The 15,242-nt window shown below is 47.1% G+C and carries 11 protein-coding genes; 3 read left to right on the forward strand and 8 right to left on the reverse strand.

The features are described from left to right. Positions 1 to 210 precede the first annotated feature (210 nt). The 8 genes from A596_RS02570 to A596_RS02600 form a co-directional block, all read right to left on the reverse strand. A complete protein-coding gene (locus A596_RS02570; protein WP_152600077.1) occupies positions 211 to 480 on the reverse strand; it encodes a bacteriocin in 270 nt (89 codons plus the stop codon). 101 nt (positions 481 to 581) lie between these two features. Next, entirely contained in the window at positions 582 to 1,466 is an 885-nt protein-coding gene (locus A596_RS02575; RefSeq protein ID WP_052417170.1) for an ATP-grasp domain-containing protein, read from the reverse strand. Positions 1,467 to 1,555: 89 nt separating this feature from the next. Next, positions 1,556 to 1,732, reverse strand: coding sequence for a bacteriocin (locus A596_RS22865; RefSeq protein WP_152600078.1), 177 nt, complete (start codon positions 1,730 to 1,732; stop codon positions 1,556 to 1,558). A 9-nt stretch (positions 1,733 to 1,741) separates the two neighbouring features. Further along, entirely contained in the window at positions 1,742 to 3,901 is a 2,160-nt protein-coding gene (locus tag A596_RS02580; protein WP_084127950.1) for a peptidase domain-containing ABC transporter, read from the reverse strand. Then, positions 3,901 to 5,157: an HlyD family secretion protein gene (locus A596_RS02585; RefSeq protein ID WP_039912443.1), complete on the reverse strand. Its 1,257-nt coding sequence runs from the start codon at positions 5,155 to 5,157 to the stop codon at positions 3,901 to 3,903. Before A596_RS02585 ends, A596_RS02580 begins: the two co-directional genes overlap by 1 nt. 332 nt (positions 5,158 to 5,489) lie before the next feature. Beyond that, on the reverse strand, positions 5,490 to 6,509 hold the full coding sequence (locus A596_RS02590) for a cytochrome d ubiquinol oxidase subunit II (protein ID WP_039912445.1): 1,020 nt from the start codon (positions 6,507 to 6,509) through the stop codon (positions 5,490 to 5,492). A 9-nt stretch (positions 6,510 to 6,518) separates the two neighbouring features. Continuing rightward, the gene (locus tag A596_RS02595) at positions 6,519 to 7,886 is read right to left on the reverse strand and encodes a cytochrome ubiquinol oxidase subunit I (RefSeq protein ID WP_039912446.1); all 1,368 of its coding nucleotides are present in this window, start codon (positions 7,884 to 7,886) and stop codon (positions 6,519 to 6,521) included. A 177-nt stretch (positions 7,887 to 8,063) separates the two neighbouring features. After that, positions 8,064 to 8,633 carry a GbsR/MarR family transcriptional regulator gene (locus tag A596_RS02600; RefSeq protein WP_039912447.1) on the reverse strand — a complete coding sequence of 190 codons (570 nt, stop codon included), beginning with the start codon at positions 8,631 to 8,633 and terminating at the stop codon, positions 8,064 to 8,066. Positions 8,634 to 8,917: 284 nt separating this feature from the next. On the opposite strand from A596_RS02600, the gene A596_RS02610 reads away from it, so the two are divergent. From A596_RS02610 to A596_RS21855, 3 genes are all read left to right on the forward strand, one after another. After that, on the forward strand, positions 8,918 to 9,343 hold the full coding sequence (locus A596_RS02610; protein ID WP_039912448.1) for a thiol-disulfide oxidoreductase DCC family protein: 426 nt from the start codon (positions 8,918 to 8,920) through the stop codon (positions 9,341 to 9,343). A gap of 251 nt (positions 9,344 to 9,594) precedes the next feature. Beyond that, on the forward strand, positions 9,595 to 11,043 hold the full coding sequence (locus A596_RS02615; RefSeq protein ID WP_052417171.1) for a cation:proton antiporter: 1,449 nt from the start codon (positions 9,595 to 9,597) through the stop codon (positions 11,041 to 11,043). A gap of 195 nt (positions 11,044 to 11,238) precedes the next feature. After that, positions 11,239 to 15,216, forward strand: a complete 3,978-nt coding sequence (locus A596_RS21855; RefSeq protein ID WP_052417172.1) for a response regulator — start codon at positions 11,239 to 11,241, stop codon at positions 15,214 to 15,216. The last annotated feature ends 26 nt before the right edge of the window (positions 15,217 to 15,242 follow it).

Consider the following 15,242-nt stretch of genomic DNA (forward strand, 5'->3'; position numbering starts at 1 on the left):
CAAAAATCATTGTGAAGTTATGGTGAAGGCTATTGTAGTAACGAAATTCATCGAACAGTGAAACTGAAATTGTTTTGATGATTTATTCCGGACGAGAAAATATAAAAAATGAATTATTTTCGGGTGGAATTTTTTTACAAAATAAAAATTGCCGACCCCGGACGTCGGCAATTTATTTATTGCGCGCAATCGATGTAATTAATCTTTCGATTAATCAAGGCCGCCGCCTTCTTCACCGATAGCGAGGGTAGTATAGCCACCACCCTCTTCGCCAATCGCGAGGGTAGTAGCGCCACCTTCTTCACCAACGGCAAGTGTGGTCACGCCGCCTTCTTCGCCGACAGCGAGCGTTGTATACCCACCACCTTCTTCACCCAAAGCGAGGGTTGTTGCCCAGCCGGGTTTGCCGCCGCTGACTTGTTCCATTTCGTCATCGGTCAGCAATGAAAAAGGATGTTTGTGTTGAGCTTGCGTATTCATTGTGAACTCCTTCTATCATTAGTAATGCCAGTATTACCGGCGTTAAAAAATGCACACAAGGTGCGTTGCTTTCACTCGATAACTATCGAGATGAAACTGGTTCAGGCACCCAGCAATTGTGCGAGATGCTGTGTAATCGGTAAGCGCGTGCGCTGTTCAAAATTCACAAACATCGGGCTTGGATTGGCCTCCAGGAAAATATAATTTCCTGCGGGTGTACGGCGCCAATCAATACCGCTCCAGGCCAGGCCCAGTACACGGCAAATAGCGTGCGCTTGTTCGGTGATTTCATTTGGAATCGCGATGGGAATTAATTCAGCACCTTCATCGGTGCGAAAATCTTTGGCGCTGCTGCGAATTTCTGCTGAAAAAACGGCATCGCCGATAACGTAGCTACGAATGTTGGTGCCTTCGATGTAGGCCTGCAGTGTTACCGGTGATTGACTTAAGCTGGAATTTAAATGTTCGTCGGTGAGATGGGCCTGATTTACAATTTGCGCGTAATCGCCACCGGTCACCGGTTTAAAAATAACGTCATTGTTTCTCGCACAAAAAGCGCGTACTGCGCGCGGATCGTTACCGACATAAGTTTCCGGAATACTGACTCCCAGTTTGGCAACTTGCGCTAATTGCCGGGGTTTTTCCTGGTGAAAATTTATCGCGTCTGCGGTGTTTTTGGATTTGTCGCCCAATGAATGTAAAAAAGATCGCAACAAGCTTGCGCTATCGCGTAGTGCAATCGGATTTTCCTGTGCTTCACGCGGCGGGCTTAGTGTGCGCCAATAGAGTGAGTGGATATCGCTTTGGGCCAGGCAATGTTCGCCGATTTGCAATTGCATGCTGTCATCCTGTGGGCGATAACTGAGCCGGTGTTGCACGGGATATAAACTGCTGTCAAAAACCAGGAATGATTTTCCTGAATTGGCTAGCGCTTCGGCGACAGTAATTATTTGCGGATCATCCGCAATGCCCATTAGCAGAATCATCATCGGCTCCTTGTACTTGTTTGCCTGTGTGCAAATAATTTATGCAATAGTTTTTTAAGGCGGAGCCAGTCAGAGCTCCGCACTTTTTATTAGCGAATATTTCCGATGGAATTTTTCGCGGTATCGTGTTTTGTTTTTAATGCCGGGTTTATCGCTGCGTCGATGGATATATCTGTGGGTGATGCCGGTTGAAGCAAAATGGCGTATTCAGTTGTTGTTGCGCCGCCAGATACTGCCTTTAATTCAGACTCATTAAGTTCACGCATAAAAATTCCTTAAAAATGAATGTTGTTGGGAGTTTCCAGGTAAATTGTGCGTCCTGCAGAAGCGACCGTTTCCGGTCGGTGTGCCACTATCACGCGTGTCATCATCAATTCGCGAATGTGTTGGTTCACTTGTTGCTCATTGATGGTGTCCAAATGGCTGGTGGCTTCGTCCATAAATAAAATTCGCGGGGCGCGATAAAGTGCGCGTGCTAATAACACACGTTGTTTTTGCCCACCGCTCAAGCTTGCACCCATATCACCCACCAGCGTGTTGTATTGCATGGGCATGCTCAAAATGTCTTCATGGATGCACGCAAGTTGTGCGCAGTGGTAAACGCGGGCGAGATCAATTGGCTGCTCAAAGCACGCAATATTTTCGGCGATGTCACCACTCATGAGTTGATCATCCTGCATTACCGCCGCTATCTGGCGACGATACTGCGGCAATTTCTGCATTGGTTTCCCATCGATAAATATTTCTCCCCCGGTGGGAGTAAACAGCCCCATCAAACATTTAATCAGCGTGCTTTTGCCGCAACCACTGGGGCCAACAATGGCGACGGTTTCGCCAGCCTGAATTTCAAAATTAACACCGCTAAATACTGGCGCTTCACTTTCGCCGTAACGGAAGCTGAGGTTTTGTACGCGGATGTGACCGGCAATAGGTGTTTCACTGGTTGAATGATCGGTGATGGTTGCGGTGTTGTTGTCTGCAACCGGATCGGTCGGGGTAAAGGCAATATCCGCGAGGCGATTTAAATGCAACCCGAGCATTTTAAATTCGATGCCCTGGGTGATCAGGTTATCCATCGCCCGCACAAACCGGTCCTTGTAGCTGATAAAAGCGTAAAGCATGCCGATGGAAAAAATATTTCCCATCACTGCATCGGCCGCGAGGTAAATCACCAGGATATTTTCTATGCCGAATAAAATACCTTTCGCGGTTTGATAGCCGAGATTCCAGCGTGCGATGCGAATATCTTTATTCATGGCTTCGGCAAGGTAATTTTGCCAGTAATGTTGGCGGTCACTTTCGCGATGAAAAATTTTGATGGTTTGTATCGCGCGTACCGATTCCATAAAGTGACTGTTTTCTTTGGCGCGCGCGGCGATACTTTCCTCGGTTAGCAAATGGAGTGGGCGATATAAAAACCAGCGCAATAATGCATAGCAAAGTACAATACCAATCACTACCCACGTGAGTGTGGCACTGTAAATAAACAGCACAATCAACGTGAGGCTAGCCATAACGCCATCAACCAATGCTGTGACTAATCCGGTGGTGAGTAATTGGCGCAGGTTGTCCAGCGAGCCGAAGCGCGAAACAATATCGCCCATATGGCGCTTGGAAAAATAATCCATCGGCAGGCGAATCAGATGGCGAAATAAATTGGCAGACATTTGCATGCCCAACCGCATGGACAGATGCAGCACAACCCAATCGCGCAAAACGTTGGTGCCTTGCTGGATCAATAACAACAAACCAAAACCCAATGCCAGTACCAGCAATAAATATTGATCGTGACGAAGGATTACGTCATCGACTACCGTCTGCAAATAGAACGGTGTTATCAGCATAAAAATTTGCAATAACAATGACAGGAAAACGATGTGGGCAAGATTGCGTTTAAGGCCAACCAGCCGCGACCAGAAATGTCCCAGTGTTAAGCGTTCGCGCGTTTCTGCTTTTTTAAATTCCGTAGTCGGGTTTAGCTCCAGGGCGACGCCGGTAAAGAACTTGCCGATTTCATCGCGGCTGATTAACCGTTCGCCTTGTGCCGGGTCATGGATTAGAAAACCGCGACGATTAATTTCTTTCAATACGACAAAATGATTCATGCCCCAATGGAGAATGCAGGGTAATTGCAATTGCTCCAGATCATCAATGTCGCCGCGCAGTGCGCGCCCGGCCAAATGCAAACGGTTGGCCATATCCAGCAATTGTTTGAGGTTTATACCCTGTGCAGAAATTGAAAAACGGCGACGCAAACTGCTGAGGTCACACTGGTAACCGTAATAACAACTGATCATCGCCAAACAGGCGAGGCCACATTCTGCCAATTCATTTTGCAAAATTACCGGCAATTGCGGGCCGCGACCAAAGCGTAACAGCTCTTCAGCGCGCGATGGGGGCGCCGCATTGGTTTGTGGTGAGGTTGCGCTTGTCATTAGAGTCTCCCGCGCAAGCTGTAAAGGGGGTCGAGCAACCAGCGCAGCAGGCTGCGTTCTTCAAGGCGAATATCTGCAGACAGTGTCATGCCGGATTTGAGTGCGAAAGCGCGGCCATAGGCTTGCACTTTATCGCTATCAAGTTGCGCGATAATCAAATACACCGGTTCTTTTACCGGCGTAGGGACTTGTTGTAATTCACCTGGCAGTAAAACGGTGTCGGAAAGTTGTGTGACTTTGCCGCTGTAAATACCAAATTTCTGGTAGGGAAATGCATCGAAGCGAATGTCGAGCTGCTGGCCAATTTGGACAAATCCGGCAGCGCGGGCGGGCACTAATAATTGCACACTGAGTGTGCTTTGTTCGGGGTGCAGTGTTAGCAAGGGTGTTTGTTGCGATGCGGTAACTTGCTGGCCGACGCGCGCGCGCAAATTGCTCACAATTCCTGCTCGTGCTGCTTTGATGACATAGGCTTGCCGGCTTTGCCATTGCGTCATTTGCTGGCTGAGTTCGCTAATTTCAGTGGCGAGCAATGTTTGTTGGTCCGCATGGGTTTGCGGCAATTCTTCTTGCTCGCTTTGCGCATCTTCCAATAAACGCTGCTGCTGCAATTTTTGCCGTGCGAGGGTTTGTTGTTCAGCTTTCAGTGTTAATGCTTGCGCTTGACTGTTTTCCAATTCTGTTGCGCTAACGTGGCCGCTATCGCGTAAACGTTGTTGGCGTTCGCGTTGTTTATCGAGTAGTTGCTGGCGGGTTTGTAATGTGTCGGTCTGTTGTTCCAGTAATTGCAATTCTTGCTGGATACGTGCAATACGTTGTAATCCTTCCGCAAGGCGCTGGCCATATCGTTCCTGATTGCGAACCTGTTGCTCACGTAATAAATTTTGCTGGTGTTCGAATTCTTGCAGTAATTGATTTTCCATTCCATCGCCGTTGGCGAGCAGATTATTACCGTGGATGATTAAGAGCGGTTGGCCTTCCTTCACCGCTTCGCCTTCGCGCACCAGCAATTCTTTAATCACACCATTATTATTTGCGTAAACCCGCAACACGCCTTGTGGTGGTTCCAGCCATCCGGTCACGGTTTCCTTGCGTGCATATTCGCTCACGCATAACCAGATGATCATAGCGATAAACCAAATCAGCAACGCACTGCTGATCAGGATCGTTGACATCGATGCAGTTAACAAAATATCGCCTTGTAAGCCGCGATGTTGGTATTGCACTGCCTGTTGACGAAAAAGGGGCTGGGTCATGCTGTCTCTCGCTGGATCCCTGTGAAGCTGTCATTATTAAAATGTTTGTCGCCTGGATTTGTATTTTTATACCTGCCATCGGGCGAGGGGATTTTTATACTCCGAGTTATACAGTTGTACTGCGATGCGGGTACAGAAAACTGTAAAAAGTTGTAGGTGTGTTTTTTGGTGGCAAGAATTAATAAATGGTATTAATGACGATTTATGCGAAATTTTTTTGCAGGGGAGGTGGTGCTGGATGGGAAAAATATAACAAGGAATTAAATATTGGCAGGAATAATTATGCGCGAATCCTTTCGCGGGAAAACATAAAAAAATCGGAAAAAAATTGATTAATAGTATTTGAGCTGTGTTGCCTTGCCACGGAAAACCCGATACGCAAAGAATGTGTAACCCAGAATGGTTGGCAATACGATTGCAGTGCCTACCAAAATAAATTTTAACGATTCCGGTGCGCTGGCGGCTTGCCAGATGTCGAGCTTGCCCGGCACTACATTGGGAAAAAAGCTGTAAGCCAAACCAATGAAACTTAACAGGAAAATCATGGCGGCAGCTGCAAAGGGAATCCAGCAACCGAAATCATTGGGGTAGGGCGCGCGGCGCAAGTATCGGTCAGCGATAAAAAATAACACTAAACAAAATACCGGAATGACCCACAACACCATTACCAGTGGTGAACCAAACCATTTATCAAAAATGGTGCTACTGACCAGTGGGTTTACAATGGATACCGCAATAATTCCCAGGAGCATCAGCCACGCGCAACGGCGCGCCCACCACACGGCGCGTTTTTGTAATTCACCCTCCGTTTTCATTACCAGCCATGCGGCGCCAATAAAGGTATAACCGGCGGTGACGCAAATTGCGCTGAGAATCGCGAATAAGTGTGAGGCTATAGTGTCTTCAAATCCCATTACAAAAAGTCCGAGCATATAGCCTTGTGCCAGGGTGGCGAGTAAGGAGCCTGCTTGAAATACGCGATCCCAAACTTCTTTATGATCCTCCGGTGCTTTGGCGCGAAAGTCGAAGGCAACCCCGCGCAATATTAACCCAGCAAGCATTGCGGTCACCGGGAGATATAAATTTAATAAGATCATGCTATGTGCAAGCGGAAACGCAATTAACAATAAGCCGATGCCTAGCACTAGCCAGGTTTCGTTGGCATCCCAAAATGGCCCGATACTGGCGATCATGGTATCGCGTTGCGCATCGGAATCTTTGGGTAATAGAATCCCCACACCTAAATCATAACCATCGAGAATGGCATAAATAAATAATGCGAGTCCCATCAGGCCAATAAAAATAACGGGTAACCAAAACGCTTCACCGGACAACGTGCTGATATCAGTCATGATGTTTCCTCACAGATTTTTTTCGACCAGTTTTTCTTGCAATGTATCAACATGTTCAGGTCGATCCACCAACACAGATTTTCTTGCCATCACAAACAGTGTGCGTATGTAGGCAGTCAATAACACCGCATACAGCGTTAAATAAATTGCCAGTGATGTGCCAACATTGCCTGCGGGTGTGCTGGTAACTGCATCAGCAGTTTTTAGCACGCCGGTTACTAACCAGGGTTGACGGCCGATCTCGGTGACATACCATCCGGCAAGTGTGGCAATCCAACCGGAGAATGTCATTCCAACAAATACTTTTAGCATCAGCGGTGACACTTCTTTACGGCGATAAAGTTGCCAGCAACCAATCCATGACACCAGTAACATCAGCATGCCTACACCAACCATAATTCGAAACCCATAAAATAAAGGTGCAACAGGTGGATGTGCATTGGGGAATTCATTGAGGCCTTTGAGTTCACCATCGGTGGTGTGCGTTAAAATAATGCTCGCCATGTTGGGGATTTCGATTGCAAATTTATTGCTTTGGGTTTCTTTATCAGGAATTGCAAATAGCACCAGCGGAACATTTTTTTCGGTGTGCCAGACGGCTTCCATTGCGGCAATTTTTGCGGGTTGATGGTGCAAAGTATTTAACCCGTGCATATCACCCATAAATATTTGCAATGGAATTAACAGTGCAGCAGCAGTCGTGGCGTTTTTGAGCGTGAGCCTTGGGGCAGGTTTATGATCGCCTTTTAAGATACGATATGCAGAAATTCCCGCTATTAAAAATGCAGCGGTTAATCCCGATGCAATCAGCATATGTGTAAGGCGATAAGGCATGGACGGATTAAAAATTATCGTCCACCAGTCCAGCGGAAATGCTTTCATGGTATCGCCTACCTGCCGCATCTCAAAACCAACGGGGGTTTGCATCCAGGAGTTGAGCGCGATAATCCAGAACGCGGACATACTGGTACCAAACGCCACTAAAAAAGTGGCGAGCGTGTGCACGCGATTGGATACTTTGTTAATACCAAACAACATAATGCCTAAAAATGTCGCCTCCAGAAAAAACGCCGTCAACACTTCGTAACCTAGCAGTGGGCCAGCAATATTGCCGACAGTTTCCATATAGCCCGGCCAATTGGTGCCGAATTGAAAACTCATGGTGATACCACTGACAACGCCCAACGCAAAGGTGAGCGCAAATACTTTTACCCAGAAACGATACGCGCGCATCCATACGTCATCACCACTCCGGCTATAACGCACTTTGAAATAAAACAAAAACCAGGCAAGTGCTATCGAAATAGAGGGAAATAAAATATGGAAGGAAATGTTAGCCGCAAACTGGATGCGGGAGAGCATGAGTGTTTCGAGCATAAAGATACCTCGATAAAAAATGTATTGAATCCTTTCTGTGTAAAACGTCAATTTGGTTGGATGGTAATTAGTAAAAATATGTACCTTGTAGAATTTTTTGTGCGTGCGGCTACATGGTCATGTTGGGTTACGGTGCTCGTTTCACTCGCGCCTAACCCAACCTACGTTTAGTTCAAATCATTTTGTTGATTCTTTTTTGCTGGAGCCGAGCAGGCGGTCTTTCATGTCAAGTACTTTGCCGATGCTGTTGCCGAGCTTTAATAATTTGCCGAGTTGCGCGGAGTCCAGACGCTGGATCTCTTGAGTCCAGAGTGTCAGCATTTCAATAAGTTCATGCATTTCGCGCATGCGTTGTTGCGCGTAAGCCTCTTCATCATTTGCTGGCGTTTCGATTAATAAATTGCGCAATGTGGAAAGTGTAGGATCAATCTCGCGTTTGCGGCGTTGCTCGATCAGGGTTTTGGCGATGTCCCACACGTCACCCGGCGCTGAATAAAACTCTTTGCGCTCACCGGGACGATGTTGCAGTTTCACTAATTCCCATGAGATCAATTCTTTTAATCCCATGCTCACATTGGAACGGGAAATCCCCAGCGCCTCAGTGATGTCGTCAGCACAGAGCGGTTCTTTACTCAGTACGAGCAATGCGTACATCTGGCCTACAGTTCGGTTAATCCCCCAACGGCTGCCCATTTCACCAAAGTGAAGGATGAAGGACTGGATCATGGGTGTGAGTTTTTCGGGCATATTGGAATTCCTGAATTTTCAGTATATTCTGAAATTACAGAAATGATTGACTTGGGTCAAGTGAAAGCTAAAAAAACAGGTGCAGATAAACAGATAGTGATGGGGCGCTTATTGGAGCGGGTTGGTATTGGTCGTCTTGTGGTGGGTACCGCAAGATATTGTAATTTCGCTGCAAAAAGATGCCTGGCCCCATGTATGGATCGATGTATTTGCGGTGTTTATGTTGGTAATTCCACTGAGATGGTTATGGAATCTGGATCGCACACAGAACACAGGTATCGATAATGAGCGCTAATTATCCCCCCGGCCTTACTCATGGCGATCAGGTAATTTTGTTTGATGGTGTATGCAAACTCTGTAATCGCTGGAGCCGTTTTATCATCCGTTTTGATACTGCACACAAATTCAAATTATGTTCCGTGCAATCGCCACAAGGGCAGGCGATTCTGCAATGGTTTGGTTATCCGCTCGATCATTTTGAAACTATGTTGTTGATCCGCGATAACCAGGCGATCACCAAAGGCGATGCATTTTTGGACATTGTCCGCCAGCTTCCATTTCCCTGGCCTGCGCTTTACATCGCCAACATTTTGCCGCGCTCCTTGCGCGATTGGTGTTACGACCGCATTGCGCTCAATCGCTATCAGTTATTCGGTAAATATGACGTTTGCCTGTTGCCAACAGCAGATCATGATCGGCGATTTTTATGATGAAAAAAATTTGTTAAGTATTGGCGAAGGATGATGCCGTGACTTCATTAAATCCAGCCGTGTAAAACCCCTTGCCTGGTATTCGCTTTTCGCTGGTGGATTAAGGCAATAGGATTTTCTGCTCGGTTAGTCGATAGTGAATAACTATCTGTTACAACTATAAGTTGCGGAATTTGCCGTGGTAGTTTACGCACCTCCGCGATGCGGGCTAACTACTACAACGACATTGGATTTAGCAAGCGAGAGCAAAAATGAGCAAATTCAAACAAGGGGTCTCCTACCTCACGATTACTGCCGGCCTGTTTGCCTTGATGTACTGGATTATTTTCCTCGGGGCAAAAATGGAACAAAGTGAAAGTGCGACAAAAGCAGCCGCGTCGGCAACTGCTCGCCAATCGGCGGATTTCATCAGTATTATCCTGCATAACTTCCAGCATCCACTGGCGCTATTGTTGGCCCAGATTGCGACCATTATTGTGGTGGCACGGATCTTCGGCTGGGTCTGTACCAAAATCAAACAACCGGTGGTGGTTGGTGAAATGATCGCAGGCATTATGCTTGGCCCATCATTCCTGGGAATGCATTTCCCTGAGTTGTTCGCGGGCCTCTTCCCTAAACAATCATTGGGAAACTTGCAATTCATCAGCCAGATCGGTTTGATTTTATTTATGTATATCGTGGGAATGGAAATCAGTTTAAAAACCCTGAAAGACAAAGCTTATGATGCGGTGGTCATCAGCCATGCCAGCATTTTCTTTCCGTTCACGCTCGGCGTGGGCCTGGCGTATTTCCTGTACCAGGATTTTGCACCGGCGAATGTTCCCTTTTCGGCGTTCGCATTGTTTAGCGGCGTTGCGATGAGTATTACTGCCTTTCCAGTGCTTGCGCGTATCGTGCAGGAGCGCGGCATCAACAAAACCAAACTGGGTACTATAGCCTTGACCTGTGCTGCGGCAGACGATGTGAGTGCCTGGTGTATCTTGGCCGCGCTGATTGCATTCGTGAAAGCCGGCACTTTTATTAATGGTTTGTACACGATTGGATTGTCGATTGTGTACGTCATCATCATGATCAAATTGGTACGTCCATTTTTACAGCGCGTCAGTGAAAAACATTCCACATCGGAAAGTATCAGCAGGCCGGTTGTGGCGATTTTCTTTTTAGTGTTGATTCTTTCTGCTTACGCCGCCGAGATTGTGGGTATCCATGCGCTTTTCGGTGCGTTTATGGCCGGTGCGATCATGCCGGACAGCGAGAAATTCCGCCAAATCTTTATTGAGAAAGTCCAGGATGTCGCACTGGTACTGTTGTTGCCACTGTTCTTTGTATTTACCGGTTTGCGCACGCAAATTGGTTTGCTGAATGATCCGTATCTATGGCAAATCACTGCATTAATTATTTTTGTAGCGGTACTTGGAAAGTTCGCGGGCAGCGCCCTCGCCGCGAAAGCCGTCGGCCAAAGCTGGAAGGACAGTTTGTCCGTCGGTGCCCTGATGAATACTCGCGGGTTAATGGAGCTGGTGGTGTTGAATATCGGCTATGACCTGGGGGTGATTTCCCCGGAAATCTTTACCATGATGGTGATCATGGCGATTGTAACTACCTGCATGACGGGGCCAGCGCTGGATATTATCAATCGTGTGTTCAAACACGATACAAAAAACTCGCTCTCCCCGGTTTCACATTCCCCTAACACGTAAATACGGAGGAATCAGGGATGATTCCTCGTACCGCATCCGCGTCACACTTCTGCGCTCCCTGGCGCGCTTTTTTATCTTTATATCGCCTTCCTCATGCCTGTCCCGTTGTGCCTTCCCTCTCATGGGCTACCCTGTATTTCATTAAGTAGCGATTTTGTTGAGAATCTGTTTTTTTAAGGATTGGTTGTTCGATCTATGCAAATTAAACACATAAGCGCACAAACAAGTGCCGGTGGCCTGGTAGTGCTGTTGGCAGTCATCGTTATCTATGGTTGGTTAATGCATTATCCGGCGGTGCTCCAGCTGCATTCAAATTTTCTCGCGATGGTGATTAATACCGCCATTTGTTTTGCTGTCACAGGTATAGCCCTGATGGCACCGGCATTCGTGTCGCCAGCCACCGCTGCACGCGTGCAAAAACTGGCGGGCAGTTTTCTACTGGTGCTGGGTTCGCTGCAATTGGTAGAGCACATCACCGGTGTTGATTTACATCTGGATTTCACCGCTTTCCATTCCTGGTTGCTGGATGGAAATCCTCATCCCGGGCGCATGCCACCTAATACGGTACTGTCATTTTGGCTCACTGGATGGGTGTTATTGCTCTCACAACGAGTGAGTTCACGTGCGGGCGGCCTGGTTGTTCAAATTCTCACGCTGGTTATTGGTTTGTTGGGGGCGGGCGGTCTAATCGGGCACCTGCTCCAGCTTGAACATTTATATGGCATTACGGCGACTCGCATGGCGGTACATACGGCTGTCGGTTTATTAGTTGTTTGCTTTGGCCTTTGGTGTCACTGGAGCAAAAACCCCTGGTACCTTAACCGCAAGCATTTAGCCGATGGCGATAAAATTGTATTTGGAGGGACTGCTTTATTAATCATCGCAACATTGATTGTTGGTGTGGCCGGTTTTGCCGCGCAACAAATTACTTTTGGAAAAAACCTGGGGATTAACCTTACCCAAACCTTAAAAACCCAAACTGCAACCTTTAATCTGGGGGTTGAACAACTGCTTACCAGGGCGCGGCTAAATGCCGGTCGAATCCGCATTTATGAGTTGAGCAATACACTGCATAAAGAGCCGGACAATACAGCGGTGCGCAATGAATTAACCGTGATTACCAACGGCATCCTGATTTCTGGCACCAAGGCAATTGCCATTTATGATAACGCCGGTGAAATGCTGCTACACGCGGGAAATTTTTCCACCGCTCCATCATTTTCAATCACGCTGGAAAATATGCCGGCCCGGCTCGCGTGGGACGACGGGTTATTGATAAAACTGCAATTGCCAATTCGCGATGGCCTTGAGCAACCGGGCACTATGGAATTGGAAGAATCTTTATCGCATCTGGTTCACCAGTTATTGAGCGATGACCCGGATAACCACAATGAAACACGTGTCTGTATACGGCAAGAAAATGCATTGCAATGTTTCCCGGATAAAAATCACGCGCAGCTTTATCCAGTGGCTACCACCAATGTTTATAACCAGCCGACCCCGATGGATTTAGCCACTCGCGGGCATTCAGGTTTATTTCAGGGATTGGATGAAGAAAAAATCAATGTAATAGCCGCGTATGCACCGTTGCCGGGTGAGGGTTGGGGGATTGTTGTTAAACAGGATATGCGCTCGCTGTTAAATCCTATTCGCGAACAATTCCGCTGGAGCATCCCATTATTTTTATTGTTGGTGATTGCCGGGGCGTTGATATTGCACTCGCAAATAAAGCCGGTTACCGCACGTATCACCAAATCCGAACAGCTGGCATTGGAAAAGGAATTGCGTATGCGCACCGTAATGGACAATGTGGGTGAAGGGATTATCACGGTGGATGAGTTGGGTAATATCGAATCTTTTAATCACGCCGCCACACTGATTTTTGGCTACACCGCTGAAGATGTTATTGGAAAAAACATTACCTTGCTGATATCGGAAAGTATGCACGACGCGCTTAATATTGGCATGCACCGTTTTCTTGCCGATGGTGAGCCAGCCGCTGCGGGAAAACAGAGTATGGAGCTACCCGGTTTGCGCAAGGACGGATCTGTTTTTCAATTGGAGCTGACTATCAATGTTATGTCTCTGGGAGAACGTTCATTATTTGTTGGCATTGCGCGCGATATCAGTGAGCGAAAACACGCCGAATTAAAATTGCGTCTCGCCAAACAACAGGCTGAACAAGCAAACCAGGCAAAAAGCGATTTTGTGGCAAATATGAGCCATGAAATTCGTACACCGATGAATGCCGTTTTAGGGATGGCGCAATTGCTGGGTAGAACCCCTCTCTCGGCGGAACAAAAAAAATATCTGGATATGATTTCCACCTCAGGAAAATCCCTGCTGGGAATCCTTAATGACATCCTGGATTTTTCCAAAATCGAAGCCGGGAAAATGGAAATTGCGCCGGTACAATTTGCATTGAATGATGTTCTGTCGACGCTCGCTAACTTAATGAGCGTGAATGCCGTACATAAGAACCTGGAATTGATTATCAGTGCGGACGAGAAAATCCCGCCCCTCTTGTGGGGGGACTCACATCGCCTGCAACAGGTGTTGGTAAATCTGGTGAGCAATGCGATCAAGTTTACCGAGCAAGGTGAAATTTCCGTGCAGGTTAGTGTGGTCAGGCAAGGAAGCGTTGAGGCTGAAAGGGCTAACGAAGTCAGGTTGCAATTCCTGGTGCGCGATACCGGCATAGGTTTAACTGAGGCACAACTTGCGCGTTTATTTTCACCATTCACCCAGGCGGATTCATCAACTACCCGTAAATTTGGCGGCACCGGTTTGGGGTTAACCATTTCGCGGCGTTTAGTGGAATTAATGAATGGCAATATTTATGTGAGCAGTACCCATGGCCAGGGCAGCGAATTTGTAGTACAGATTCCATTCCAGATTTCTGAGGCGGCAGTATTAAAAAATTCACCGGCATTTATGCGCAAGTTGCAATTATTAATTGTGGAGGATAACCAGGCCAGTCGTGAAGCCTTGCAAAAAATTATGCAAACCTGGTTTTGGCAAGTAGATGTTGCGACCTCTGGCAAAGAAGCTATCGAACGCGTGCGTGAGTCAACACTAAAACAAAAACACTACGATGCCATGTTAGTCGATTGGCAAATGCCTGGAATGAATGGCATCAACGCTATAGAGGCAATGCGGGCGCAATTGGGCGAGGCTGCACCACCGATGATTCTGATGGTTAATGCTTTCGGGCGTGAAAAAATTATGCAACAAGAAAAATCCCTGGCAACAATACAGCGCCCATCGGCTTATTTATTCAAACCGTTTACCTCATCCAGTGTGTTCGATACCTTGCATGAATTGTTGGCAAGCGATACCGATTCTGCGCAGCATTTACGTAGTTCGCATATGCATTTACACGGACATATATTGTTGGTGGAGGACAATGAGTTTAACCAGATTGTTGCCCATGATTTATTAACCCAGGCAGGTATTACGCTGGATATTGTCGATAACGGCCAAAAAGCGGTAGATCGATTGCGAGAGAATAATACGGCTTACGATGTGGTTTTAATGGATGTGCAAATGCCGGTAATGGATGGCTTTACAGCTACACGAATTATCCGTAACGAGCTGGCGTTAACCATTCCTGTCCTGGCTATGACGGCGGGTGTTATGGAATTTGAGCGCGATGAATGCGTGGCTTCCGGTATGGACGATTTGATTGCGAAACCGATTGAAGCAGAAATAATGATGGCGACCATCGCACGCTATTTACCGGAAGAAAAAATTTCGCATCGCCAGCAGAACCAGGTTGCAGAAAATTCCATTGCAATAGCAAATGCCGGTTTGGCATCGCAAAAGTTTAACATTGAAAAATTATTAGCGATGTCGGCAGCTAATAGTGCGCACATGGAAAAAACCCGTTTATTCGTAACCAATTTATTGGGCAACACCGAAAAATCCATTGCCAAATTACAAGAGCTGTATCAACAAGGTGATTGGGAAGCCAGTGCTCGCGTCTTACACACGTTGCGCGGAACAGTCGGGATGTTGGGTGCTGCCGATTTTATTGATGCTGCACGAACCCTGGAGTTCGAATTGCTGGAACAAAAAACAATGCAGTATTCAGCTGCCGGTTGGGAACACTTGCAACAGGAATTGCAGCAAACGCTGGCGGCGGCGCAAGCATGGCTGCTAGAAAATTCCTGAGCCTTGCGCGTGTTATCCCCGTGTGA

It is taken from the genome of Cellvibrio mixtus subsp. mixtus J3-8 (assembly GCF_000766945.1).
Classification (GTDB): Bacteria; Pseudomonadota; Gammaproteobacteria; order Pseudomonadales; family Cellvibrionaceae; genus Cellvibrio; species Cellvibrio mixtus_A.